Genomic DNA, 24,386 nt, shown 5'->3' on the forward strand with positions numbered 1-24,386 from the left:
GACCGCTACAGGTCGTCCGCGTCGACGATCCGGTACGCGTAGCCCTGCTCCGCCAGGAAGCGCTGGCGGTGCGCCGCGAAGTCCTGGTCGACGGTGTCCCGGGCGACCACCGAGTAGAAGTGCGCCGCGTGCCCGTCCGCCTTCGGGCGCAGCACCCGGCCCAGCCGCTGGGCCTCCTCCTGGCGGGAGCCGAAGGTGCCCGACACCTGGATCGCGACGGTGGCCTCCGGCAGGTCGATCGAGAAGTTCGCGACCTTGGAGACCACCAGCACGCCGATCTCCTTCGACCGGAACGCCTCGAACAGCTTCTCCCGCTGCGCGTTCGAGGTCTCGCCCTTGATCACCGGGGCGTCCAGCACCTCGCCCAGCTCGTCCAGCTGGTCGATGTACTGGCCGATCACCAGGGTCTGGTCGCCCTCGTGCTTCTTCACCAGGCGCTCCACCACCCGGCGCTTGGTCGCCGTGGTCGAGCAGAACCGGTACTTCTCCTCCGGCTCGGCCGTCGCGTACGCCAGCCGCTCGGAGTCGGTCAGCGTCACCCGCACCTCGCAGCAGTCGGCGGGCGCGATGTAGCCCTGCGCCTCGATCTCCTTCCACGGGGCGTCGAACCGCTTCGGGCCGATCAGCGAGAACACGTCGCCCTCCCGGCCGTCCTCGCGCACCAGCGTCGCGGTCAGGCCGAGCCGGCGGCGGGCCTGCAGGTCCGCGGTGAACTTGAACACCGGCGCGGGCAGCAGGTGCACCTCGTCGTACACCACCAGGCCCCAGTTGCGGGCGTCGAACAGCTCCAGGTGCGCGTACACGCCCTTCCGCTTGGTCGTCATCACCTGGTAGGTGGCGATGGTGACCGGGCGGATCTCCTTGCGGGTGCCGCTGTACTCGCCGATCTCGTCCTCGGTCAGCGAGGTGCGCTTGACCAGCTCGTGCTTCCACTGCCGGGCCGAGACGGTGTTGGTCACCAGGATCAGCGTGGTCGACTTGGCCTCCGCCATCGCCGCCGCGCCGACCAGCGTCTTGCCCGCGCCGCAGGGCAGCACGACCACGCCGGAGCCGCCGTGCCAGAAGCCGTCCACCGCGTGCCGCTGGTACGGGCGCAGCTGCCAGCCGTCCTCCCGCAGGTCGATCGGGTGCGCCTCGCCGTCCACGTACCCGGCGTGGTCCTCGGCCGGCCAGCCGAGCTTCAGCAGCACCTGCTTGATCTGCCCGCGCTCCGAGGGGTGCACCAGCACGGTGTCCGGGTCGACCCGGGACCCCACCAGCGGGGCGATCTTCTTCGAGCGCAGCACCTCCTCCAGCACCGGCCGGTCGGTGGTGGTCAGCACCAGCCCGTGCACCGGGTGCTTCTGCAGCTGCAGCCGCCCGTAGCGCGCCATGGTGTCCGCGACGTCCACCAGCAGGGCGTGCGGCACCGGGTAGCGCGAGTACTTCACCAGCGCGTCCACCACCTGCTCCGCGTCGTGCCCGGCCGCCCGCGCGTTCCACAGCCCCAGCGGCGTCACCCGGTACGTGTGCACGTGCTCGGGCGCCCGTTCGAGCTCGGCGAACGGCGCGATCACCCGCCGGCACTCCGCCGCCAGCGGATGGTCGATCTCCAACAGCAGCGTCTTGTCGCTCTGCACGATCAGCGGTCCGTCCACGCCTGTGCATCCCCTTCCGCGGGCCAAACCTCCAGTGTGCCGCATCGGCGGGGGAGCCGAGGACGGCGGTCTTGAACCGGGACGTGCGGCTCGTCCGTGACCGGTCCGGACCGGACGGGCACCCGGGGGAGGGGCGACGGCACGGGGGAACGGCCCCGAGGGGCCGGAGCGGCACCGAGGGGCGCCTGTGGCGGTCCTCCCGCCGGGGCGAGCGGCTCGACCTCGGGCCGGGCGGTGGCGACGTCCGGGCGGCGACGACGTCCGGGCGCCGCCGCCAAGGCGCTCAGCCGCGGGCGCTGAGGCGCGCACCCCGTCCCGTTCCACCGGGGTAGTGACCCGCGGGGGGTTCGCTCGTTGGGCAGGGCATGATCAAGCCCAACCGATTCCTGGCCGGCCTGGCGCTCTCCGGCGCGGCCCTCGCCTCCGCCCTCGGGGCGGCGCCCGCCCACGCCGCCGACACCGAGGCGATGGCCCTCGACCAGGTCGCCGACATCGGCCGGCCCGGCGGTCTGATCGGCACCGTCGCCTTCACCGGCACCGGCCTGCTGACCGGCGTCGAGCCGAAGATGCCGGACCCGCACGCGATCGTGGACGAGGCGAAGAAGCAGAAGGCCGAGGAGGACGCCAAGCACGCCGCCGGCAAGTAGCGGGGCGGGCCCGCGCCCTACTCCTCGACCTCGGCGACGCCGGTGATCCGGTGCAGGGCGAAGGTGCGGACCTCGTCGGAGAGGTGGTCGTAGGCGGTGACGAAGCCGCCCTCGACCTTGACCGGGTCGATGACGCGCTGCGAGGAGAGGCCCTCCGCGTTGATGTACCCGATCCACGTCCGCTCGCCGAGCAGCACGGCCGTCTGCAGGGCGGCCAGGGTGTCGGCGGCGGCGGTGCGCGGGACGGCCGCGCTCGCCCGGGAGGCCGGGCCCGCCACCGGGTCCTTGCGGACGGCGGTCGCGGCCCGGTCGCCGGCCCGGATGGCGCGGACGGCGGCCGCCAGCAGCGCGTCGTCCGGGCGGGCCGGGCCGTCCGGGACGGGCTGCGGCGGGGTGCGCGGCGGGGTGCGGCGGCTGTCGGGCCGGGTGATCACCACGTCGCCCTCGGCGGACTCCGCGGCGGGCGCGTAGCCCATGGTGCGCAGCACGGCGAGCAGTGTCTCGGGCCCGGCCTGCGCGGCCAGCACAGTGGGGGCGAGCAGCCGCAGCCGCAGTTCGGCGGCGCGCCGGTCGGCGAGCACCTCGTCGAGCAGCCGGGGGTCGTCGCAGCGCAGGTAGGAGGAGGCGGCGCCGACCCGCAGGACGCCGTGCCGGCGGGCGACGTCGTCGATCAGGTAGGCGAGCGGCTGCGGGACGGGCGTGCGCGAGTGCTGGGCCAGGAACGCCTGGAGGTCGGCGGCGGTGCGCCCGGCGTCCAGGGCGCGGCGGACCGAGTCGGGGGTGAAGCGGTAGACGGTCGCGCCGCCCTTGGACTCGATGTCGGCGGCCAGCGCGAGGGCCTGGGCGAGCGGGGTGAGCAGCGGGCCGGGGGCGATCGCGGTGAGGTCGGGCTGCAGGATGACGTGGTCGAGCGGCTCGGGCAGCAGCGGGGCGAGGACGGGCGCGGGGTCGGCGCCGTCGAGCAGGGCGCGGGCGGGGGCGGCGAGGGCGCCGCGGCCGGTGACGCCGAGGAGTTCGGCCTCGTGCAGCGTCCAGCCGGTGAGCTGGTCGCGCAGGTCGCGGCCGTCCGGGCCGGTCGGTCCGCCGCGCAGCGGGCGGTGCCAGCGCAGGGCGGGCAGCAGGGCGTCGGGGCCGGCTGCGGTGCCGGGCGGGAGCTCGGCGAGCCGGGTGAGGACGGCCCGGCGCACGGACGGGGCGAGGGTGCGGTCGAGTTCGGGGCCGAGCGCGGCGCGCGGGCGGCCCTTGCCGTCGGGGGTGCCGGTGAGCCGGCCGACCCGGGTCGCGGCGAGCCAGGTGCGGGCGAGCAGCGTCCAGCGTTCGGCGGTGTCCTGCTGGAGCCAGGCGTCGTACGCGGGGGTCGGGGCCCAGACCTCGTCCACCTCGCCGTCGGGGGCCAGCAGGCCCGCGGTGTGGGCGAGTTCGATCCAGAACGCGGCGTCGCCCTCGGTGCCCTCCAGCAGGGCGGCGGCCCGCTTGAGGTCGCGCACGCCGAGGCCGCCGGCCCGCAGGGTGGGCGGCGGGGTGAGGCTCCAGGACTCCAGCAACTCCTCGACGGTGCGGACGGCGGTGGCGGCCTGCCCGGCGGCGGTCCGGTCGGCGGTGTCCGGGTCGCGTCCGACGACGGGGGCGACGGCGGGCGGCGCCGGGTCGACGGTGCGGTGGGTGCGGCCGCCGCGCAGGTGCAGGGCGAGTTCGCGGGGCAGTACGACCGAACCGGGGCTGGAGGGCAGCAGCAGGCCGCGGGCGAGCAGCCACTCGACGGGGCTGCGGGCCTCCTCGGCGGTGACCTGCCGGGCGGCGTCCGGCACGGTGCCGGTGGGCGGCCCCCAGACCAGGCGCTCCAGCAGGCCGTGGGCGGCGGGCGGGGCCTGGTCGAGCAGCGCGCCGAGGCGCTTGCGGTCGCCGAGCAGGGCGGTGAGCGCGGTGACGGCGGTGACCGGGTCGGGGGTGGGCGGCAGCCCGGTGCCGGCCAGCAGTTGCTGGAGGCGGGCGGGCGACATGCCGGCGGTGGCTTCGGCGAAGGTCGGGCCGAGGCCGGTGCGGCCGGGGTTGAGCGCGCTGGGGGCGAGCGTCTCGCGGACGGCCAGGACCAGGCGCAGCGCGGAGTCCGGGCCCCACAGCAGGGCCTGTTCGCGCAGCCGGGCCAGCGCGGCGGGGAGCGCGGCGGTGACGGCGGCCCGGTCGACGGGCTCGGCGCCCGGGTGCGGCTTGACCCGGGCGGGCCCGGCCAGCAGGTTCCGCACGGTGGTCTCGGAGGCGCCCTCGGGGGCGGCGGCGAGCGCCTCGGCGACCTGCAGGGTGAACCGGTCCAGCCGTTCCAGGGCGCGCAGCACGGACGCCCGGCTGGAGAGCCGGGCGGACAGCTGGGTGAGGTCGGTCGGCACCGGGTTCAGCAGGTCGGGGCGGGCCCGGAGCAGCGCGGCGACGGCCTCGTCGCCCCGGCCGCGGAGTTCCTCGGCCAGGGTGCGGGGTGCGGTGGCGCGGGTGGCGCGCGGCGCGCTCTGCGGTGCGGTCATCCGGTCCAGACTAGTCAACGCCTCCCGTCGCGGCCCAGAACGGCGGACGAACTCGGGGTGAACCGGTGCCCGCCCGGCAGGGCCGGGGGTGCCGGGCCCGGGACTCCGGGGGCCCGGCCGGGGCCCGGTCCACGGCCCACCGGACGCCCTCGGCGAGCGCGGTGACGGCGGCCACGACCGTCGAAGGCCCGCCCGGGGAGCCCGTCGGCCCGGTGGGACCCGCGGCCGACCGGCGCCGCGCAGCGCCCGGCGACCCGGACGGCCGGCCCCCACGGCGGACCGGGCGGCGGGTGCCGCTCCAACGGGTCGGACGGGGCCCGGTTCGGCCTCGCACCACGTGCCGGGCCCCGGGCCCCTCGACGCACCCGGACAGCCCGCAGGGGCCGGCCGGCGGTTCGGGCCGGCCCGACTGCCAGTCGCCGCCGAAGCGTTCGGCGAAGCCGCGCAGGGCGTCGGCGGCGGGGCGCAGCGGTGGCGGCGGGGTTGACGGGCCGTCGGGGCCGGGGAACGGGCGGTGCGGATCACCCTCGCCCCAGCGGATCGTTCGTACGGCGGCCGGTGCTCCAGGGCCGGACGGGGCTCGCTTCGGGAGGGGCCGGGTGGGTACCGTCTCGGTGGGCGGCGGGTACGCGGACGTGAGAGCGGGTGGCGGGGCGATGGCGGGCGGCTCGTGGTGGCGCGAGGGCGGCGGGGACGGCACGGAGAGCGTGTACCTGCCCCGGCAGCCGGCCGATTCGCCGCCGAAGGCTCCGGCGGCTCCGGCGGCCCCGCCCCGACCGCCGGAGGCCCCGGCGGCCCCTGAGGCCCCGCCGCGGCCGCCGAAGGCCCCGGCCGCCGGTCCGGTCCGGGCGCGACCGCCGGTGGTGTCCTCCCCGGCCGAGGTCGAGAAGGTCTTCGCCTACTCGGAGGACCCGGACACCCCGGACTTCGGTGCGGGACAGCCCGGTTGGACCATCACGTACGACGACCTGCCGGAGCCCGCGCCCGAGCCGGAGCCCGCGCCGGAACCGGAACCCGAGCCGGAGCCCGCGCCCGAGCCGGAGCCGGAGCGGCCGCGCCCGGGGGCGGCGCGGATCCTCCGGGCGGTGCTGTTCGGCACGCCGAAGGCCGCCCCCGGGGCCCCGCCGGCCCCCGCGCCCGCCCCCGTGGCGGCCGGGTCGCGCAAGCCCGCCCCGCTGCTGCTGCTCGGGGCGGCCCTGCTGCTGGGCGGGGCGGTCACCGGCACGCTGCTGGCGATGCTGCTGGGCTGGGCGGCGGCGTACCTGTCCCGGGGCTGGACCGACCTGGTGCGGAAGTTCGCCGTACTGGGCATCCCGCTGATCACGGTGACCGGCCTGACGGTGTGGAACTGGGGCCGGGAGAAGGGGCGTTGGGGCAGCGCGCTGTCCCCCGGATCGGACGCGGGCGCGGTGACCTGGAGCGCCGCCCCGACCGTGCTGCGGGTGGCGGCGGTGCTGTCGGCGCTGTTCGTCCTGGGGGTGACCCTGCGCCGCCGCAAGGGCTGACGGGAGTCCTGCCGGGCCCTTGGGCTCGCACCGGCGCGGCGCTGCGGTCGGGCTCGTCCGCGCGGTCCCGGCCGGGCTCAGCCCGCGCCGAGCAGGTGCAGCAGCTCGGCGATCATGAAGTGCGCGCCGGTGTACCCGATGCCCTGGAACCACAGTTGGTCGTCGACGGGGAAGGCGCGGTGGGCGCGGACGGCGCCCAGGGCGTGCCAGGCGGGGGAGGCGAGGGTGGCGTTCAGGCCGTTGCGGTCGGGGTCGCCGTAGCCCGCGTACAGGAGCAGGTCGCCGTCGGCGGCGGCGAGTTGGGCGGGGGCGGCGTCGAGGTCGGGCCGGTCGGCGTTCTGGGCGTCGGGGCGGGACAGGCCGAGGTCGGCCAGGACGCTGCCGGGGAAGTTCCGCCGGGCGAGGACGCGGACGGCGGGGGACCCCTCGACGAACCGGACCAGGCTGATCCGCTGCCCGCCGGCCCCGGCCGCGGAGAGCGCGCCGCGGGCCTGGTCGACGTGCCGCTGGTAGGCGGTGACCACGGCGGCGGCCTGCTCGTGCCGGTCCAGGGCGGTGGCGTGCAGTTGGAAGTCGTCCTTCCAGGACGCTCCGGTGGTCCGGGTCGCCACGGTCGGGGCGATCTCCCGCAGCGCCGCGGTGTGGTCGGCGCCGCCGGCCAGGTCGGTGAGGATCAGCTGCGGCCGCAGGGCGCTGATCGCCGCGGTGTCGGGCGCGGCCCCGATGTCGCCGACCACGGTCACCCCGGCCAGCCGGGAGGCGGGCCAGTAGCCGGGCAGCGCGGCGTCCAGCGGGGCCTTGGCGGCGCCGACCGGGGTGATGCCCAGGGTCATCGCGGAGTCCAGTTCGGCGGTGTCCAGCACGACCACCCGCACCGCCCCGCCGGGTACGGTGACCGGCCCGCCCGCGCCGGGGACGGTGACGTCGGGGCGCGGGCTGGGGCTGGGCGTGGCGGGCTGCTCGGTGTCCTCGCCCGAACCGGGCACCGGCGGGCCGGCCGGCAGCACGTGCGGGCCGCAGCCGGCGAGCAGGGCGGCGCCGAGCCCGGCGAGGGCGGCCCGGCGGGAGAGCGGGGGTGGCACCTGGGACCTCCGGCGGTCGGACGGACGGCACTGGCCAGTATGTCCGTGATGCGGCTTTGCGTCGGGTCTTTCCGGCCGGAGAGCCGCCGGGAGAACCGGTCGGGCGGAGCGCCGGTCCGGCGCGCCCGCGCCCGGGCCCGGCCGGGAGGTGCGCCCGGCCGGGCCCGGAGGCGGCGGCTTAGGCTGGCCGCATGGCTCTCACCGTCGGCTTCGACCTCGACATGACGCTTCTCGACACCCGCCCCGGCATCAAGGCCACCTACGACGTGCTGGCCGCCGAGACCGGCACCGTCATCGACTCCGACCTGGCGGTGAGCCGGCTCGGCCCGCCGCTGGTGCACGAGCTCGCCCACTGGTACCCGCCGGAGCGCCTGGACGCCGTCGCCGACCGCTACCGCCAGCTGTACGTCGAGCACGCCATCGCGCCGGCCCTCGAACTGCCCGGTGCGCTGGCCGCGGTGGCCGCCGTCCGGGAGTCGGGCGGCCGGGTGCTGGTGATCACCGGCAAGTGGGAGCCGAACGCCCGCCGCCACCTGGAGGGCATCGGCCTGGAGGTGGACGTGCTGGTCGGCGACCTGTGGGCGGAGACCAAGGGCGAGGCGCTGCGCGCGCACGGCGCGGACGTGTACGTCGGCGACCACCTGGGCGACATCCGCGGCGCCCGGGCGGCCGACGCCGTCGCGGTCGGGGTGGCCACCGGCCCGTACGGCGCGGCCGAACTCGCCGCGGCCGGCGCGGACGCGGTGCTGCGCGACCTCACCGAGTTCCCCGCCTGGCTGGCCGGGCACCTGGCCCGGTAGCCGGGTAGCCGGCAGCCCGCAAGCCGTCCGGCTCTCAGCCGGCGGCGGCGGCCTGCTTCGCGCGCCGCCGCCGGGCGCCCGCCCGGGCGTCGGCGAGCAGGCCGGACAGCGCCACCAGCAGGCCCAGCGGCATCAGCATCGCCAGCCAGTACGCGAACGACGGCAGCCTGGTCAGGTCGAAGACGTACGGCACGAAGACCGCGATGACGGACAGCATGCCGAGGACGAACACGATGCCGCCGACGCGGACCAGGACGTCCCCCGTGCTGCCGGGCCGGTCGTTCACTCTCACCACTCCTTCGCGCGGGTCGTTCCCCCCGATTGTCCCACCGCGCGCCCCCTCCGATCGGCGGGGGCGCGGCGCCGCGCGCTCCGACTGAACGCTCAGGGTTCCCAGGAATCCCTCAGGCATGCTGATCGGAACGGGAAGCGGGAACGGACGGACGGGGGCGTACGGCGAGATGGGGCTGACCAGTCACAAGGTGCTGGCGCTGTCGGCACTGCTGTCGGTGCTGGCGGTGGCGGGCACGGTCCGGATCTGGCCCCGGCTGGCCGGGCGCGGCTGGCGGCCGGTGCTGGGCCGGCTCGGCACCATCGTCGGCACCCAGCTGTCGGTGATCTGCACGCTCGCCCTGCTGGCCAACAACTACTTCGCCTTCTACAGCAGTTGGGGCGACCTGCTGGGCACCGGCGAGAACGGCCCGGTGACCGTCCAGGACCAACTGCTGGGCCGCGACCCGGGCGTTCAGCGGCTGTCCACCGAGAGCGTCCGCGACACCGGCGCCACCGGCCGCGCCCCCGAGCAGGCCGGCCGGCTGGAGAGGGTCCGGCTGCCCGGGGCGTCCACCGGCCTGTCCACCGAGGGCTACGTCTACCTGCCGCCGCAGTACTTCCAGCCCGCCTACCGGGACCGGCGCTTCCCGGCGGTGATCGCGATCACCGGCTTCCCCGGGGACGCCAGGAACCTGGTCACCAAGCTCAACTACCCGTCCGTGCAGCTGAAGCTGGCCGAGCAGGGCCGGGCCAAGCCGGCCGTGCTGGTGCTGATGCGGCCCTCCCCGGCGATGCCCCGGGACACCGAGTGCGAGGACGTGCCGGGCGGACCGCAGACCGACCGGTACTTCAGCGCCGACGTGCCCGCCGCGCTGCGCGCCTCGTACCGGATCGCGTCCGGGCCCGGCGCGTTCGGGGTGATCGGGAACTCCACCGGCGGGTACTGCGCGCTGAAGCTGGCGATGCGTCACCCCGACGTGTTCGCCGCCGCGGCCTCGCTGTCCGGCTACTACCGGGCCGCCGAGGACCCGACCACCGGGGACCTGTTCGGCGGCGACCGGGGGCGCCGCGACCAGGCCGACCTGGAGTGGCGCCTGGCGCACCTGCCCGCCCCGGCCACCGCGCTGCTGGTCGGCGGCGGCCGGGAGGGCGACGGCGACTACCACGAGCAGACCGAGCGGTTCCGGGCCGCCGCCCGGTCCACCGCGACCAGGGTCTCGGCGATCACCCTGGACCGCGGCGGGCACAACTTCGCCACCTGGTCCCGGATGCTCCCGGCCGCGCTCGGCTGGCTCGACGGACACCTGGCCGACCCCTCCTGACCGGCCGTGCGTCACAGCGCGCAACTCCCCGCGCGCAAGGAGTTTCGACCCGCACCACCCCCGGGTATGCAGCCATCGCGCGGGCGGGCCTGACGACGGTCCACGAACGCCCGCCCGTCACCGATCGGGGGTGTGAGCCAGTGGACGGCGCAGCAGGCGCGAGGCACGGCCACGCCCCGGTCCGGATTCCCTTCGCCGTTCCGGTGAACGCTGAGGGATCATTGCTCCACTGAGCGAAACCGGCCGCCCGTTCCGGGCGCCCGTCCGCACATCCACCCGCGGCCCGACGCGGCCGCACGCACCCATACCGAGGACTGTTCGAGATGCCCACCGGCCAGGTCAAGTGGTTCAACGAGACGAAGGGCTACGGCTTCCTGTCGCGCGACGACGGCGGCGAGGTCTTCGTCCACACCAAGGCGCTGCCCGCGGGCGTCACCACGCTGAGGCCGGGCCAGCGGGTCGAGTTCGGCATCGCCGCGGGCCACCGCGGCGACCAGGCGATGAGCGTCCAACTGCTGGACGCGCTGCCCTCGGTGGCCGCCGCCCAGCGCAAGAGCGCCGACGACATGGCCCCGATCGTCCAGGACTTGATCACCAAGCTGGACAGCGTGCTGCCCGGCCTGCAGCGCGGCCGCTACCCGAGCAAGCCGGAGGGCCAGAAGATCGCCATGGTGCTGCGCGCCATCGCGGACCAGTTCGACGTCTGATCCGCCGGTCCCCTGGTCCCCGGTCAGGGGAAGGCCAGCGCGCCCGGGTCGACGGCGGGGACGAGCCCCTGCTCGGCGGCCCGGGTGAGCAGGCCGCGGACCGCCGCGTAGCCCTCCTCGCCGAGGTCCGCGGTGAACTCGTTGACGTACAGCCCGATGTGCTGGTCCGCGACGGCCGGGTCCATCTCCTGGGCGTGCGCCAGCACGTACTCCCGGGAGGCCGCCGGGTCCGCCCAGGCCGCGCGCACCGACTGCCGCACGGTGTCGGCCAGTTCGCGCAGCCGCTCGGTGCCCAGCGAGCGCCGGGCCACGATCGCGCCCAGCGGGATCGGCAGCCCGGTGGCCGCCTCCCACGCCTCGCCCATGTCGGCCAGGCAGTGCAGCCCGTACTGCCGGTACGTGAAGCGGGCCTCGTGGATCACCAGCCCGGCGTCCACCTCGCCCGCCCGGACGGCCGGCATGATCTCGTGGAACGGCAGCACCACGATCTCGCCGAACCCGCCCGGCACCGCCCGCGCCGCCCACAGCCGGAACAGCAGGTACGCCGTCGAGCGCTCGCTGGGCACCGCCACCCGCCGCCCGGCCAGCGCCGCCGCCTCCAGCGGCCCGGCCGTCAGCACCAGCGGCCCGCAGCCCCGGCCCAGCGCCCCGCCGCACGGCAGCAGCGCGTACTCGTCCAGCACCCAGGGCAGCTGCCCGTAGGAGATCTTCAGGACGTCCAGCTCGCCGCGCTCGGCCAGCCCGTTGGTGACGTCGATGTCCGCGAACCTGACCTCGGGCGCGCCGGCGCCCGGCACCAGGCCGTGCGCCCAGGCGTGGAAGACGAAGGTGTCGTTCGGGCAGGGCGAGTACGCGACGCTGAGCGGCTCGGCCATCTCAGACCTCCTGGAGCAGACGTGGCACCGGCGGCAGCGCCGCGAAGGCCCCCTCCAGGGCCGCCAGCGCCTCGCCGATCCGCCAGGCCGCGCGGTCGCGCGGCCCGACGGCATTGGACACGGCCCGCAGCTCCCCGGCCGCGAGCCCGCAGCGGGCGGCCGCCTCGGCCACCCCGAAACCCTCCATCGCCTCGGCCAGCGCCCGCGGGTGACGCCTCCTCAGCACCTCGGCGCGCCCCGCCGAACCGGTCACCGTGGACACCGTCAGCACCTCGCCGACCGCCCCGCCGCAGGCCACCGCGAGGGTCTTCACCAGCGCGGGCGGCACCGGGTGCCGCACGGTGCCGAAGCCCAGCTCGGTGACGTCCGCGAAGCCGTCCGGCGTCTCGGCGCCCAGGTCGGCCGCCACCACGGCGTCCGCCACCACCAGCGAGCCGACCGGCGCGCCGGGCGCGAAACCGCCTCCGATGCCCGCCGACAGCACCAGCCGGTACCGGCCGCGGGCCAGCGCCGCCGCCGTCCCCGCCGCCGCGGCCGCCGGGCCGACCCCGGCCGCCAGCACCTCGGCCCCCGAGTCCGGGCCCAGCCCGCGCCGCACCGCCTCGGCCTCCGCCGCCACGGCGACGACGACGAGCAGCCCGGCCGCGGGGCCGGGCTGCTCGTCGGTGCGCTCAGCGGTCATCGACCGGCGGCGTCAGCTGGCCTGGTTCTTCAGGTCGAAGAACCAGACCGCGTAGAGGTCCTTGGAGGCCGGGTCCTGCGAGACGACGGTCACCGAGGTGATGTCGCCGGCGGACATCAGACCGGCCGCGGACTTCGAGCCGGAGTACGTCACGCCCTTGGCGTTGCTGATGATCGAGGCGCGGGAGCCGCTGCTGCTGCCGCCGTCGGTCATGGCGTACCAGCCCTTGTCGGCCAGCTCCTTCGGCACGCCGACGCCGATCCGGTCGCTGGAGCGGACGTCCAGGGTCGGGAGCTGCTTGGCCTCGCTGGCCTTCTGGGCGCGCTCGGCGCAGGCGTTGATGTAGTCGCTGTCGAGCGGCTTGCCGTCGTTGTAGCAGAAGGGGGCCGCGGTGGTGGTGGAGGTGCCGACCACCATCGTCGCCACGTTCTCGCGGGGCTTGCCGGCGTCGTGTGCCCAGTAGATACCGGTACCGAGGGAGGCGGCGCCGACGACGACGACGCCGGCGATACCGGCGATGGCACGGGTGCTGAGGCTCATGCGCAAGAGGCTACTCGCCTTCCGTGATCACACGACGCCGGGGTGCCCGAGTCGCCCGAGGTTACGCCGTGCGCGGACACGCCGCGGCCCGCCGCCCGGCCCGCGGCTCAGGCCACCCGGGCCCGGGCCGCCGACCTGCGCGGCCCGATCCGCAGCAGCGAGTGCAGCGTCCACAGCAGCATCACCGTCATCACCCCCGCCGCCACGGTCAGCCCCAGCACCGCGTTCAGCGGCAGCGCGATGCCCACCGCGCCGCCCGCCACCCAGCTCAGCTGGAGCGCCGTCTCCGACCGGGCGAACGCCGAGGTCCGCACCGCCTCCGGCACGTCCCGCTGGATCAGCGCGTCCAGCGCCAGCTTGCCCAGCGACGCCGACATCCCCGCGACGCCCGCCACCACCGTCACCGTCACCACCCCGTACCAGAGCGCCGCCGCGCCCGCCGCGACCGTCGCCAGCGCCAGCACCGCCGTCACCGTCACCTCCGACCCGCGGGTGCGCAGCCACGACCCCAGCGCCGAGCCCAGCGCGTTGCCCAGGCCCGCCGCCGCCGCGACCAGGCCCAGCGCCACCGTCCCCTGCAGGCCGCCCGGAGGGTCCCGGCGGATCAGGAACGCCAGGAACATCACCAGGAACCCGACCAGCCAGCGCAGCGCCGCCACCCCGCGCAGCGCCATCACCACCGACGGCCCGACCGCCCGCAGCACCCCCTTGGGGCGCGGCTCCTGCGGTTCGGCGTGCAGCTCCGCCCGCTGCTCGCCCTTCGCCGAGTCCACCTGGCGCGGCAGGTGGAAGGCCATCAGCGTCCCGATCACGAACACCACGAACGCGCCCCGCAACGGCCACCCCGGGCCGAGCAGGTGCAGCAGGCCGCCCACCCCGCCCGCCACCAGCGTGGTCAGCAGACCCGCCAGCGTCACCCGCGAGTTCGCCTTCACCAGCGACAACTGGGCGGGCAGCAGCCGGGGCACCACCACGCTGCGCACCACCCCGTACGCCTTCGACGCCACCAGCACGCCCAGCGCCTCCGGGTACAGCGCCAGGCCGCCGCCGGTCACCGCCGCCGCCATCACCCAGGCCAGCACCGCCCGCGCCAGCATCGACATCGCCATCGCCGAGCGGCGGCCGTTGGGCAGCCGGTCCAGCAGCGGGCCGATCACCGGGGCGAGCAGCGCGAACGGCGCCATCGTGATCAGCAGGTAGAGCGCGACCCGGCCGCGGGCCTCGCCGGTCGGCACCGAGAAGAAGATGGTGGACGCCAGCGCCACCGTGATCAGCATGTCGCCGAAGGAGTTCAGCGCGTGCAGCTCGATCAGCTTCGCCAGGCCCGATTCGCCCGCGCCCTCCGCCGACGTCGCCCGCCGGATCCGCCGGCCCGTCCCGTGCACCACCCGGCCGGTGCGCACCCCCACCGCCGACGCGCCGCGCGCCCAGAAGCCGCGGGCCTTCACCGTCGGCCGCCCCTCCTCCTGACGGGCCGTCGGGCGCGCGTCACCCGCCTCCGGCTCACCGGGGGCCACAGGGTGCTGCCGCGACACGGCCGACGCCCCCGAACTGCCTTCGGACTGCCCGGGACGCGGTCCGTGCTGCGGCGGTTTCTCCTCCGCCACACACCCATCCTGCCCGAGAATCACAGACCTAACGAGTGATTGTCCGGGCGTCGGCGCGCCCGTCCCCGCGGCCCGGACTGTGCTGTACCGCCGACCGGCGGGTAGCCTGCACTACGCGCGTGCCCGGCTTCCCGCAGGGGGGTGGCCGACCTGGGCGGCGCGGCCCGGCCCCGGAGCGGCCCCGGGTCTAGCAGAATGGATCGGCCCCGTGCTCGCGGGGGCCGCCCCGGAGACGTGGCAGCGGCAGCCGGCGTGAGCCCGCCCGCCGGGCACCGCCGCGAGGCCGCAGGATGACAGGACTGGGAGAGAACCGACGCCGTGAGTGCTGCGATGCGAAGCCGTACCCCTGACCGGCTCTGTGCAGAGGCCGTCGACCTCGCCCGCCAGGCAGTGGTGGACAGCGTCGGAGAGGCCGTCGTCGGCCCCCACGTGAAGGCGGGCGCGGACGCCGAGCGCGTCGTCACCCACACCTTCGAATGCCTCGACCCGGCGTACCGGGGCTGGCACTGGGCGGTCACCGTCGCCCGCGCCCCGCGCGCCAAGAACGTCACCCTGGACGAGGTCGCCCTGCTCCCCGGCGAGGGCGCCGTCCTCGCCCCGCAGTGGGTGCCGTGGAGCGAGCGCCTGCGCCCCGGCGACCTCGGCCCCGGCGACCTGCTGCCCACCGGCGCCGACGACCTGCGCCTGGAGCCCGGCTGGACCGGCGAGGACGAGCCCGCCCCCAACTCGGCGCTCGTCGAGGCCGCCGAGGCCGAGGCCCCGCCCGCCGACATCCAGCCGGTGCCCGCCCGCGCCAAGATCAGCGCGATCGCGGAGGAGCTCGGCCTGGTCCGCCCCCGGGTGCTCTCCCGGCACGGCCTGCACCAGGCCGCCGAACGCTGGGAGACCGCGTACGGCCCGCAGACCCCGATGGCGCAGTCCGCCCCCGCCTCCTGCAACACCTGCGGCTTCCTGATCCCGATCGGCGGCTCGCTCGGGCAGGCGTTCGGCGTCTGCGGCAACGAGTTCGGCCCCGCCGACGGCCAGGTCGTCTCGCTCGCCTACGGCTGCGGCGCGCACTCCGAGGCCGCCGTCCTCCCGGCCCCGCCCGTCCCCAGCGAACTCATCCTCGACGAGACCGTCGTGGAACCCCTCCCGCTCCACCCCGACCGCACCTCCGGCTCCGTCGAGCCCGACGCCCCGGCCGAGGAACTCGGCCACGCGTAAGCGCCGCGCTCCGGCGGGTGCGCGGACAGCAGGACCGCGAACGGGCGGCGAGTCGCCGCCCGCCCCGCGGTCCTGCTGACGTGCGTCCGCGCTCCGCGCGGCCCCCCGCACCCCCGTCGCGCGCCCCGGTCGCCGTCCATCGTGTACGGGGCCGTCGGAGACCCCTGGCAGAATGCCGACTCGTACGCAGACCACGCGAAGGGCGGCTCGGCACGTGGAGTCTCGGATCATCGGCAGCGCGGCGTCCCCCGGGGAATCGGACGTCTTCGACACGGCCCGGCTGCGGCACACCGTGCTCACCGCCTGGACGGCCGCGCCCGCCCGGTTCCGGGAGGACGCCAACGCCGAGGAGGAGCTCGCGCTCGGCGGCTACCGGGACCGGCTGATCGTCGAGCTGGCGCAGAACGCCGCCGACGCGGCCGCCCGCGCGGGCGTCACCGGCCGGCTGCGGCTGACGCTGCGCGACGGCGTGCTGGCCGCCGCCAACACCGGCGCCCCGCTGGACGCCGCCGGCGTCGAGTCGCTGTCCACCTTGCGGGCGTCCGCCAAGCGCGAGGACGAGCGGGAGGTGGTCGGCCGGTTCGGGGTCGGCTTCGCCGCCGTGCTGGCCGTCAGCGACGAGCCCGCCGTGCTCGGCCGCACCGGCGGCGTGCGCTGGTCGCTCACCGACGCCCGCACGCTGGTCGCCGACATCCCGCAGCTCACCGGGGAGTTGACCCGGCGCGAGGGCCACCTGCCGGTGCTCCGGGTGCCGTTCCCGGCCGAGGGCGACGCCCCCGAGGGCTACGACACCGTGGTCGTCCTGCCGCTGCGCGACACCGCCGCCGAGGACCTCACCCGCCGGCTGCTCGCCGAGATCGACGACGCCCTGCTGCTGACCCTGCCGGGCCTCGCCGAGGTGGTCGTCGACACCGACGGGGGCGTGCGCACCCTCACCCGCACCGCGCACCCGCCGCGCCCCGAGCAGCTGCCCACCGTGACGATCACCGACGGGGAGCGCACCACCACCTGGCAGACCGTCAGCGCCGCCGGCACCGCCGCCCCCGAACTGCTCGCCGACCGCACCACCGAGGAGCGCGCCCGCCCGCACTGGACGCTCACCTGGGCCGTCCCGGTCGACGGGGAGGGCCGCCCGCAGCGCCCGCGCACCGCCGCCGTGGTGCACGCGCCCACGCCCAGCGACGAACCGCTCGGCGTGCCCGCGCTGCTGATCGCCTCCTACCCGCTCGACCCGACCCGGCGGCACGTCGCGCCCGGCCCGCTCACCGACTTCCTCACCGAGCGCGCCGCCGACGCCTACGCCGACCTGCTGCGCGCCCGCGGCGCCGACCCGCACTCGCTCGACCTCGTCCCCGCCCCGCTCGGCCAGGGCGCCCTGGACGGCGCGCTGCGCGCCGCCGTGCTGGAGCGCCTGCCCGACGTCCCGTTCCTGCCGCACCCGCGCGGCACCGAGGAGGGCGCCCCCGCGCTGCGCCCGCGCGACGCCGTCCTGCTGGAGGGCGCCGACCACTCGGTGGTCGAGGCGCTCGCCCCGGTCTTCCCCGGCCTGCTCCCGGCCGGTCTGGAGCGCCGCACCGAGCTGCGCACCCTGCAGGTGCGCCGCACCCCGCTCGCCGAGGTGGTCGACCAGCTCGGCGGCCTGGAGCGCGAACCCGCCTGGTGGCGGAGCCTGTACGCGGCGCTGGCCGGCGCCGACCCGGAGGCCCTGGGCGCGCTGCCCGTCCCGCTCGCCGACGGCCGCACCGTCACCGGCCCGCGCCGCGTCCTGCTGCCCTCCGACGCCGCCGACTGGGCCGGCTACGAGGGCTACCCGGACGCGCTCGCCGAGGCCCTCGACCTGCTCGACCTGCGCCTGGCCCACCCCGACGCCGCGCACCCGCTGCTGGCCAAGCTCGGCGCCGCCACCGCCACCCCCGCCGGCGTCCTGGACACCCCCGAGGTGCGGGCCGCCGTCGCCCGCTCGCTGGAGGTCGGCGAGGACGACTACGACGCCGCCGTCGACCTCGCCGACGCCGTCCTGGCCCTGGTCAAGGCCGCCGCCCCGGCCCCGGGCGAACACCCCTGGCTGTCCCGCCTCGCCCTGCCCGACGACGAGGGCGAACTCGCCCGGGCCGGCGAACTCCTGCTCCCCGAGAGCCCGTTGGCCCACCTGGTGGACGAGGACGAGGCCGCCTTCGTCGACGACGACCTGCTGGAGCGCTGGGGCCCCGAGGTGCTGGCCGCGGCCGGCGCGCTCACCTCCTTCACCCTGGTGCGCGCCGAGGACGTCGTCCTCGACCCCGACGACCTGGAGCGGCTCGACCCCACCGCCCCCGCCGACCGGGCCGCCGGCGGCGCCCCCACCGGCCTGATCGACGAGGCCCCCGACGGCCTCGCCGAGTGGTGCGAGGACGCCCTCGACTCCCTGCACGCCGACGACGCCGCCGAGTTGGGCGTCCCGCCGGTCGCCGCCGAACTGCTCGCCGTCCGCGACCTCGACCTGGTCGCCGACGACGCCTGGCCCGAAGCGCTCGCCCTGCTCGCCCGGCCCCCGTACCGGGACGCCGTGGTGGCGCCGGTGCGCACCCTGCTGCCCGACGGCAGCTACACCGACCTGCCCTCGTACACCGCCTGGTGGCTGCGCGACCACCCCGTCCTGGACGGCCGCGAACCGGCCGGGCTGCGCGCGGCCGGCGCCGACCCGCTGCTGCGCGGCCTCTACGACGAGGCCCGCACCGACCTCGACCCGCAGTTCCTGCACGCGCTGGGCGTGCGCACCACGCTGAACGCGCTGCTCGCCGAACCGCACGGCCCCGACGAGCTGATCGACCGGCTCACCGACCCGCTCTCCGAGGTCAGCCACCGCCAACTGCACGGCATCTACAGCCTGCTGGCCGCCCTCCCGGCCGAGCGCGTCGAACCGCTGGACGTGGTCCGGGCGCTGGCCCCGCTGGACGGCGCGACCGGCCGCCGCGACGACCGCACCGTCATCGTGGACGCCGGCACGGCGGTCGTCGCCGACGCCCCCGACCTGGTCGAACTCCTCCACGACCACGCCGTGCTGCCCGTCCACCCGCTGCTCGCCCCGGCCCTCGCCGAGCGCCTGCACGTCTCGCTGGCCAGCGAGGTGGCCGGCGGCCGGGTGCTCTCCGAGGGCACCCTGCACCGCACCCCCGCGGTGGTGCGCGAACTGCTGCCCGGCTGCCCCGCCGTCTACGAGGAGCACGACGAGCTCCTGGTCGTCGGCCCCGACGGCGAGGAGGCGCACGTGGCCTGGCGCTGGGACACCGCCGCGACCGCCCCCGAACTGCCCTACGACCCGGAGGAGGCCGAAGCCGCCGACGAGGACGACGAGTTCGACGTCCCGCCGGTCCCCGGCCTGCTGCACGCCGCCACCCCCGAGGGCCTCGCCGCCGGCCTCGCCTGGTCCGTCCACCAGTGGCACCGCCGCTTCGAGATCCTGGCGGCGCTCACCGAACCGGACCGGGCGTACGAGCTGCTGGCGGCGCGCGACTACGAGTAGCGGGGCGGGCGTCCGGGGGCCCGCCGTTCCCCGAGCCCCCGGACGCGCGCCCTACGGGTTCTTCTCGGCGAAGAGGCGCGAGGAGGTCTCCAGCAGGCAGCCCGCGATCAGGGCGACCGCCACGCCGGTCAACGGGTCGCGCCAGCCGACGAGTTCGAGCTGGAAGAAGTCGGCGAGCCAGGGGACCACCAGGACCAGGGCGAACGCGCCGGACATGGTGCCGACCAGCAGCAGGCGCCACCAGCTGTAGGGGCGGGCGACGATGGCGAGCACCCAGATGGCGACGATGAAGAGGGTGAGCGTCGCGACCGAGGTGTCGGCCTTCAGGGTGGTCTCGTCGTCGCCGCGGGCCAGCGCGTAGGCGGTGAAGGTCGCGGCGCCGCAGATGACGCCGCCGGGGACGGCCAGCCGCAGGACGCGGCGGACGAAGCCGGTGCGGGCGCGCTCGTTGTTGGGGGCCAGGGCGAGGAAGAACGCCGGGATGCCGATGGTCAGCGAGGACAGCACCGTCGAGTGCCGGGGCAGGAACGGGTACGGCACCTGGGTGAACACCACCAGCAGGGCCAGCAGCACCGAGTAGACCGTCTTGACCAGGAACAGCCCGGCGACGCGCTCGATGTTGCCGATCACCCGGCGGCCCTCGGCGACCACCGAGGGCAGGGTGGCGAAGCGGTCGTCGAGCAGCACGATCTGGGCGACGGCCCGGGTCGCGTCCGAGCCGGTCCCCATGGCGACGCCGATGTCGGCGTCCTTCAGGGCGAGGACGTCGTTGACGCCGTCGCCGGTCATCGCGACGGTGTGGCCCTTCGACTGCAGGGCGCCGACCAGGGCGCGCTTCTGCTGCGGGGTGACGCGGCCGAAGACGGCCGTGCGGTCGGCGGCCTCGGCGAGCTGCTCGGGGTCGGTGGGCAGGGTGCGGGCGTCGGTGGCGGTCTCGGCGCCGGGCAGCCCGAGGTGGGCGGCGACGGCGCCGACCGAGACGGCGCTGTCGCCGGAGACGACCTTGGCCCGGACGTCCTGGGAGCGGAAGTAGCGCAGGGTGTCCGCGGCGTCCTCGCGCAGCCGCTGCTGGAGCACCAGCAGGGCCAGCGGCCGCAGTCGCGAGGCCGGGGCGGGGTCGTCCAGCGGCAGCGGGCTGCGGCCCAGCAGCAGGACGCGCAGGCCCTTCGCGCCGAGCTCGTCGACCTCGGCGAGCGCGGGGGAGCCAGCCGGCAGCAGCACGTCCGGGGCGCCGAGCAGCCAGCTGCCCTCGGTGCCGCCGGGTTCGAGCAGTTGGACGCCGCTCCACTTGCGGGCGGACGAGAACGGGACCGCCTCCAGCAGCCGCCAGCGGCCCTCCGGCGGCGGCCCGTACGCGTCGATGACGGCCCGCATGCTGGGGTTGGGGCGGGTGTCGGCGGCACCGATCGCGCCGAGCGCCTCGGCCAGCACGCCCCTGTCGGTCCGCGGGGCGCCGTCGGGGCCGGCCAGCGGGCGCAGGTCGACCAGGTCCATGCCGCCCTCGGTGAGGGTGCCGGTCTTGTCCAGGCAGACGGTGTCGACCCGGGCCAGGCCCTCGATCGCGGGCAGCTCCTGGACCAGGCACTGCTTGCGGCCGAGCCGGACCACGCCGATCGCGAAGGCCACCGAGGTGAGCAGCACCAGGCCCTCGGGGACCATCGGCACGATGCCGGCCACCATCCGGCGCACCGCCTCCTTCCAGTCGTTGCGCTGCACCGCGAGCTGGCTGACCACCAGGCCGATCGCGGTGGGCACCAGCAGGTAGGTGATGAACCGCAGGATCCGGTCGATGCCGGTGCGCAGCTCGGACCTGACCAGGGTGAACCTGCTGGCCTCCTCGGCGAGCCTGGCGGCGTACGCCTCCCTGCCGACCCTGGTGGCGGTGAACGCGCCCGCGCCGGCCACCACGAAGGAGCCGGACATCACGTGGTCGCCGGGGCGCTTGAGGACGGGGTCGGGCTCGCCGGTCAGCAGCGACTCGTCGATCTCCAGGCCGTCCGCCTCGGTGACGGTGCCGTCCACCACCGCCTTGTCGCCGATGCCGAGCAGCACGGTGTCGTCCAGCACGATCCCGCCGGCGGGGACCTGCGCGGCGGCGCCGTCCCGGCGGACCTGGGGACGGGCCTCGCCGATCAGCGCGAGGCTGTCCAGGGTCTTCTTGGCGCGCAGCTCCTGGACGACGCCGATCGCCGTGTTGGCGACGATGACCAGGCCGAACAGGCCGTCCTGGATCGGGCCGACGACCAGGATGATGCCGAACATCACCCCGATGATCGCGTTGAACCGGGTGAACACGTTGGCCCGGACGATCTCCCGCACCGAGCGGCTGGAACGCACCGGAACGTCGTTCACCTGCCCGCGGGCGACCCGCTCGGCGACCTCGGCCGCGCTCAGCCCGGGCTGGTACGCGCCGCCCGCGCCGGTGGGGTGCGCGCCCGGGCCCGGGACGGGGCCGTGCGGGGCGGTGCCTTCCGCTGAGTGCGTCATGGCACCGACTCTAGGTGGGCGATTTGCCCGGTGCGTCCCGCCTCGGGGCGGTTTCCGGCCGGACGGGTGGCGCCCGCTAGGAGACCGGCTCCCCGGCCGACTCGGCGGCCCGGGCGCGGCGGATCGCGGCGCGGCGGGCCGTGCAGTACTTGAGGCCGATCAGGCCGAGCAGGCCGCCGGAGAGGCAGATCCACGGCCAGGTGCCGTGCCCGTGGTCGGACAGCCACCCCTGGAACGGCACCAGCGCCACGAAGCCGACGAACCACAGCACCGTGCCGGTGCCGACGATGGCGACGTCGTTCCCCTCCAGGGGCGGGGGAGCGGTGCGCAGTGCGGTCTTGGGCATGGGCCCTAGCTTAGGGTGCCGCCCCGGCGGCCCGGGAGCGGCGGTCGGGGCCGCGGTGGCCGCAGCGGGCTCACTCTACGCGCGAAGATGGCGCGTGCACGACCGGAATCGACATACTGATAATCCCCCCAACCCTTGCTCCTCCCGGTCTCCCCCGGCCTCCCCCCGATCGAGGACCTCCGACATGTCTCCGCAGGCCCAGTCGACCACCGCGTCGCCCGAGCCCTACCAGAACGCGCCGCAGCCCCCGTCCGGCGCCCTGGACCGCATCTTCAAGATCTCCGAGCGGGGCTCCTCCCTGCCCCGCGAGGTCCGCGGTGGTGTCGCCACCTTCTTCACGATGGCGTACATCCTGGTGCTCAACCCGATCATCCTGGCCTCGGCCACGGACATGAACGGCACCCACCTCAACGGCGGGCAGCTGGTCACCGCGACCGCGCTCACCGCCGGTCTGACCACCCTGCTGATGGGCGTCATCGGCAACGTCCCGATCGGCCTCGCCGCGGGCCTGGGCGTCAACACCATCGTGGCGCTCCAGCTCGCCCCTCAGATGACCTGGCCGGACGCCATGGGCATGGTCGTCCTGGCCGGCGTCGCGATCATGCTGCTGGTCGCCACCGGCCTGCGCGAACGCGTCATGAACGCCGTCCCGCTCGGCCTGCGCAAGGCCATCGCGATCGGCATCGGCCTGTTCATCACCCTGGTCGGCCTGGTCGACTCCGGCTTCGTCACCCGCATCCCGGACGCCGCCCACACCACCGTCCCGCTCCAGCTCGGCGTCGGCGGCCACCTGCACGGCTGGCCGGTGCTGATCTTCATCCTCGGCCTGCTGCTCACCATGGCCCTGGTCATCCGCAAGGTGCCCGGCGCGATCCTGATCTCGATCGCCGTGATGACCGCCGCCGCCGTGATCATCCAGGAGTTCGCCGACCTCTCCGCCGACGCCTGGGGCCTGACCGTCCCGGCCTGGCCCGGCAACCCGGTCGCCACCCCCGACTTCGGCCTGGTCGGCCACTTCAGCCTGTTCGGCGGCTTCCAGCACGTCAGCGTGCTGACGGGCGTCCTGTTCGTCTTCACCGTGCTGATGAGCTGCTTCTTCGACGCGATGGGCACCATCCTCGGCGTCGCCGACGAGGCCCACCTGCTCGACGAGAAGGGCGACCTGCCGGGCATCAACAAGATCCTGATGGTCGACGGCATCGCCACCGCCGCGGGCGGCGCGACCTCCTCCTCCGCGAACACCTGCTTCGTGGAGTCCACCGCCGGCGTCGGCGAGGGCGCCCGCACCGGCTTCGCCTCGATCGTCACCGGCGCGCTCTTCCTGCTCGCCCTCTTCCTCACCCCCCTCGCGACCATGGTCCCCGCCCAGGCCGCCACCCCCGCCCTGGTCACCGTCGGCTTCCTGATCCTGGCGAACTCCATCAGGGAGATCGACTGGTCCGACTTCACCATCGCGATGCCGGCCTTCCTCACCATCGTGATGATGCCGTTCACCTACTCCATCACCAACGGCATCGGCTTCGGCTTCATCGCCTTCTGCCTGCTGCGCGTCGTCGCCGGCCGCGCCCGCACCGTCCCGATCGCGCTGTACGGCGTCGCCGCCGTCTTCGCCTTCTACTACCTGATGCCGGCCCTCGGCCTGCTCTGACGCGCCCGGCCCGTTCCGACGGCCCCCTCCCGCCCGGTGCGGGGGAGGGCCGTCGCGCTGTTCGACATCGGATCGAGGGCGATCTCGATATCATGGGCGTTCGGCAGTTGACGGGAGGACGACCATGACGCGCACGGTCATCGACCTTGACGACGACCTCCTGGCGGAGGCCCAGCGGCTCTTCGGGACGCCCACCAAGGTCGCCACGGTGAACGCCGCCCTGCTCGAAGCCGTCAAACTCGCTCGCCGGATAGAGTTCGCGGACGCCGTGGCCAGCGGGGAGTTCGACCTCCTCAGCGAGCCCGACGGCCGGGCGGTGGCGTGAGCCGGGAGCACTTCCTGATCGACAAGTCGGCCCTGGCGCGGTGGGGAAAGCCGTCCGTGCGCCCGGTGCTCGACGACCTCTCCCAGCGGGCCCTGCTCGCCGTCAGCCCCACGGTGGAGATGGAGGTGCTGTTCAGCGCCCGCACCCTGGCCGAGGCCGAGCGGATGCGCCACCTGCTCCGGGGCTTCGACTACCTGCCGTGTCCCGACGAGGTGTGGGACCGGGCGAAGCAGGTGCAGCAGCAGGCCCTGTTCCGCGGGAACCACCGGGCGCTGTCGATGGCGGACCTGCTCATCGCGGCCACGGCGGAGCGGCACGGTGTCACCGTCCTGCACTACGACGGCGACTACGACATGATCGCTGCGATCACCGGGCAGCCCGCCCGCTGGGTGGTGCCGGCCGGGACGGCCGACTGACCTCCGGCTCCGGCCGCCGCCCGCTCCGACGCGCCCGGCCCGTTCCGACGGCCCCCTCCCGCCCGGTGCGGGGGAGGGCCGTCGCGGTGTTCCAGGGGGTGCCGCGGAGGAGGGGGGCGAGGCGGGCGGTGAGGAGGGTGGCGGTGGCCAGGAGGTGGGCGGGGTCGGGGGTGCGGGCGAGGACGACGATGACGATGACCAGCAGCTGTCTCTTATACACATCTGACGCTGCCGACGATACTCCTTGTGTAGATCTCGGGGGT

20 protein-coding genes are annotated in these 24,386 nt (G+C 75.8%); 10 read left to right on the plus strand and 10 right to left on the minus strand.

Translation table 11 applies throughout. The features are described 5' to 3' along the window. Window positions 1-5: 5 nt before the first annotated feature. Window positions 6-1,637, minus strand: coding sequence for a DNA repair helicase XPB (locus tag OO48_RS26740; RefSeq protein ID WP_033220762.1), 1,632 nt, complete (start codon window positions 1,635-1,637; stop codon window positions 6-8). Window positions 1,638-2,002: 365 nt separating this feature from the next. Between OO48_RS26740 and OO48_RS26745 the strand changes: the two genes are divergently transcribed. After that, window positions 2,003-2,284: a hypothetical protein gene (locus OO48_RS26745; RefSeq protein ID WP_033220764.1), complete on the plus strand. Its 282-nt coding sequence runs from the start codon at window positions 2,003-2,005 to the stop codon at window positions 2,282-2,284. 17 nt (window positions 2,285-2,301) lie between these two features. On the opposite strand, the gene OO48_RS26750 is transcribed toward OO48_RS26745, so the two are convergent. Further along, window positions 2,302-4,800, minus strand: a complete 2,499-nt coding sequence (locus OO48_RS26750) for a helicase-associated domain-containing protein (RefSeq protein WP_051732858.1) — start codon at window positions 4,798-4,800, stop codon at window positions 2,302-2,304. A gap of 860 nt (window positions 4,801-5,660) precedes the next feature. Between OO48_RS26750 and OO48_RS38580 the strand changes: the two genes are divergently transcribed. After that, window positions 5,661-6,305 carry a hypothetical protein gene (locus tag OO48_RS38580; RefSeq protein WP_157845543.1) on the plus strand — a complete coding sequence of 215 codons (645 nt, stop codon included), beginning with the start codon at window positions 5,661-5,663 and terminating at the stop codon, window positions 6,303-6,305. A gap of 77 nt (window positions 6,306-6,382) precedes the next feature. On the opposite strand, the gene OO48_RS26760 is transcribed toward OO48_RS38580, so the two are convergent. Beyond that, window positions 6,383-7,387: an ABC transporter substrate-binding protein gene (locus OO48_RS26760; RefSeq protein WP_033220766.1), complete on the minus strand. Its 1,005-nt coding sequence runs from the start codon at window positions 7,385-7,387 to the stop codon at window positions 6,383-6,385. Window positions 7,388-7,578: 191 nt separating this feature from the next. On the opposite strand from OO48_RS26760, the gene OO48_RS26765 reads away from it, so the two are divergent. Beyond that, on the plus strand, window positions 7,579-8,187 hold the full coding sequence (locus OO48_RS26765; RefSeq protein ID WP_033220768.1) for an HAD family hydrolase: 609 nt from the start codon (window positions 7,579-7,581) through the stop codon (window positions 8,185-8,187). Window positions 8,188-8,221: 34 nt separating this feature from the next. On the opposite strand, the gene OO48_RS26770 is transcribed toward OO48_RS26765, so the two are convergent. After that, a complete protein-coding gene (locus tag OO48_RS26770) occupies window positions 8,222-8,473 on the minus strand; it encodes a hypothetical protein (RefSeq protein WP_033220770.1) in 252 nt (83 codons plus the stop codon). A gap of 124 nt (window positions 8,474-8,597) precedes the next feature. Here OO48_RS26770 and OO48_RS26775 point away from each other — a divergent pair, with 124 nt between their 5' ends. Next, window positions 8,598-9,782, plus strand: coding sequence for an alpha/beta hydrolase (locus tag OO48_RS26775; RefSeq protein WP_245194815.1), 1,185 nt, complete (start codon window positions 8,598-8,600; stop codon window positions 9,780-9,782). 323 nt (window positions 9,783-10,105) lie between these two features. Then, window positions 10,106-10,489 (plus strand): cold-shock protein, encoded by a 384-nt coding sequence (locus tag OO48_RS26780; RefSeq protein ID WP_033220772.1) that lies wholly within the window; start codon window positions 10,106-10,108, stop codon window positions 10,487-10,489. Window positions 10,490-10,512: 23 nt separating this feature from the next. Here the strand turns inward: OO48_RS26780 and OO48_RS26785 are convergent, their stop codons facing one another. From OO48_RS26785 to OO48_RS26800, 4 genes are all read right to left on the minus strand, one after another. Beyond that, window positions 10,513-11,364, minus strand: a complete 852-nt coding sequence (locus OO48_RS26785; RefSeq protein ID WP_033220774.1) for a 1,4-dihydroxy-6-naphtoate synthase — start codon at window positions 11,362-11,364, stop codon at window positions 10,513-10,515. A 1-nt stretch (window position 11,365) separates the two neighbouring features. After that, entirely contained in the window at window positions 11,366-12,046 is a 681-nt protein-coding gene (locus tag OO48_RS26790) for a futalosine hydrolase (RefSeq protein ID WP_051732862.1), read from the minus strand. A 12-nt stretch (window positions 12,047-12,058) separates the two neighbouring features. Further along, on the minus strand, window positions 12,059-12,586 hold the full coding sequence (locus tag OO48_RS26795; protein WP_033220776.1) for a DUF2771 family protein: 528 nt from the start codon (window positions 12,584-12,586) through the stop codon (window positions 12,059-12,061). 107 nt (window positions 12,587-12,693) lie between these two features. Then, entirely contained in the window at window positions 12,694-14,034 is a 1,341-nt protein-coding gene (locus OO48_RS26800) for an MFS transporter (RefSeq protein ID WP_051732865.1), read from the minus strand. A gap of 489 nt (window positions 14,035-14,523) precedes the next feature. Between OO48_RS26800 and OO48_RS26805 the strand changes: the two genes are divergently transcribed. Next, window positions 14,524-15,399, plus strand: a complete 876-nt coding sequence (locus tag OO48_RS26805; protein ID WP_033220778.1) for a DUF3027 domain-containing protein — start codon at window positions 14,524-14,526, stop codon at window positions 15,397-15,399. A 214-nt stretch (window positions 15,400-15,613) separates the two neighbouring features. Then, on the plus strand, window positions 15,614-18,901 hold the full coding sequence (locus OO48_RS26810) for a sacsin N-terminal ATP-binding-like domain-containing protein (RefSeq protein WP_106970422.1): 3,288 nt from the start codon (window positions 15,614-15,616) through the stop codon (window positions 18,899-18,901). Between the two features lie 51 nt (window positions 18,902-18,952). On the opposite strand, the gene OO48_RS26815 is transcribed toward OO48_RS26810, so the two are convergent. Both OO48_RS26815 and OO48_RS26820 read right to left on the minus strand, forming a co-directional pair. Next, window positions 18,953-21,388 (minus strand): HAD-IC family P-type ATPase, encoded by a 2,436-nt coding sequence (locus OO48_RS26815; RefSeq protein WP_033220780.1) that lies wholly within the window; start codon window positions 21,386-21,388, stop codon window positions 18,953-18,955. A 76-nt stretch (window positions 21,389-21,464) separates the two neighbouring features. Further along, complete coding sequence (locus OO48_RS26820; protein WP_033220782.1) at window positions 21,465-21,734, minus strand: DUF2530 domain-containing protein; 270 nt, start codon at window positions 21,732-21,734, stop codon at window positions 21,465-21,467. A gap of 184 nt (window positions 21,735-21,918) precedes the next feature. Between OO48_RS26820 and OO48_RS26825 the strand changes: the two genes are divergently transcribed. The 3 genes from OO48_RS26825 to OO48_RS26835 all read left to right on the plus strand — a co-directional run bounded on the left by OO48_RS26825 (window position 21,919) and on the right by OO48_RS26835 (window position 24,123). Continuing rightward, window positions 21,919-23,382, plus strand: coding sequence for an NCS2 family permease (locus tag OO48_RS26825; protein ID WP_033220784.1), 1,464 nt, complete (start codon window positions 21,919-21,921; stop codon window positions 23,380-23,382). A 124-nt stretch (window positions 23,383-23,506) separates the two neighbouring features. After that, complete coding sequence (locus tag OO48_RS26830; protein ID WP_033220786.1) at window positions 23,507-23,707, plus strand: type II toxin-antitoxin system VapB family antitoxin; 201 nt, start codon at window positions 23,507-23,509, stop codon at window positions 23,705-23,707. Beyond that, on the plus strand, window positions 23,704-24,123 hold the full coding sequence (locus tag OO48_RS26835) for a PIN domain nuclease (RefSeq protein ID WP_033220788.1): 420 nt from the start codon (window positions 23,704-23,706) through the stop codon (window positions 24,121-24,123). Before OO48_RS26830 ends, OO48_RS26835 begins: the two co-directional genes overlap by 4 nt. Window positions 24,124-24,386 lie beyond the last annotated feature (263 nt).

The sequence above is a fragment of the Kitasatospora phosalacinea genome, assembly GCF_000716545.1.
Classification (GTDB): Bacteria; Actinomycetota; Actinomycetes; order Streptomycetales; family Streptomycetaceae; genus Kitasatospora; species Kitasatospora phosalacinea.

Bases quoted from the DNA above. Each gene is read 5' to 3' on its own strand.
- OO48_RS26745 (WP_033220764.1), top strand. From the start codon at position 2,003: ATGATCAAGCCCAACCGATTCCTGGCCGGCCTGGCGCTCTCCGGCGCG.
- OO48_RS26750 (WP_051732858.1), bottom strand. From the start codon at position 4,800: ATGACCGCACCGCAGAGCGCGCCGCGCGCCACCCGCGCCACCGCACCC.
- OO48_RS26765 (WP_033220768.1), top strand. From the start codon at position 7,579: ATGGCTCTCACCGTCGGCTTCGACCTCGACATGACGCTTCTCGACACC.
- OO48_RS26775 (WP_245194815.1), top strand. From the start codon at position 8,598: ATGCTGATCGGAACGGGAAGCGGGAACGGACGGACGGGGGCGTACGGC.
- OO48_RS26780 (WP_033220772.1), top strand. From the start codon at position 10,106: ATGCCCACCGGCCAGGTCAAGTGGTTCAACGAGACGAAGGGCTACGGC.
- OO48_RS26785 (WP_033220774.1), bottom strand. From the start codon at position 11,364: ATGGCCGAGCCGCTCAGCGTCGCGTACTCGCCCTGCCCGAACGACACC.
- OO48_RS26790 (WP_051732862.1), bottom strand. From the start codon at position 12,046: ATGACCGCTGAGCGCACCGACGAGCAGCCCGGCCCCGCGGCCGGGCTG.
- OO48_RS26795 (WP_033220776.1), bottom strand. From the start codon at position 12,586: ATGAGCCTCAGCACCCGTGCCATCGCCGGTATCGCCGGCGTCGTCGTC.
- OO48_RS26805 (WP_033220778.1), top strand. From the start codon at position 14,524: ATGCGAAGCCGTACCCCTGACCGGCTCTGTGCAGAGGCCGTCGACCTC.
- OO48_RS26815 (WP_033220780.1), bottom strand. From the start codon at position 21,388: ATGACGCACTCAGCGGAAGGCACCGCCCCGCACGGCCCCGTCCCGGGC.
- OO48_RS26820 (WP_033220782.1), bottom strand. From the start codon at position 21,734: ATGCCCAAGACCGCACTGCGCACCGCTCCCCCGCCCCTGGAGGGGAAC.
- OO48_RS26825 (WP_033220784.1), top strand. From the start codon at position 21,919: ATGTCTCCGCAGGCCCAGTCGACCACCGCGTCGCCCGAGCCCTACCAG.
- OO48_RS26830 (WP_033220786.1), top strand. From the start codon at position 23,507: ATGACGCGCACGGTCATCGACCTTGACGACGACCTCCTGGCGGAGGCC.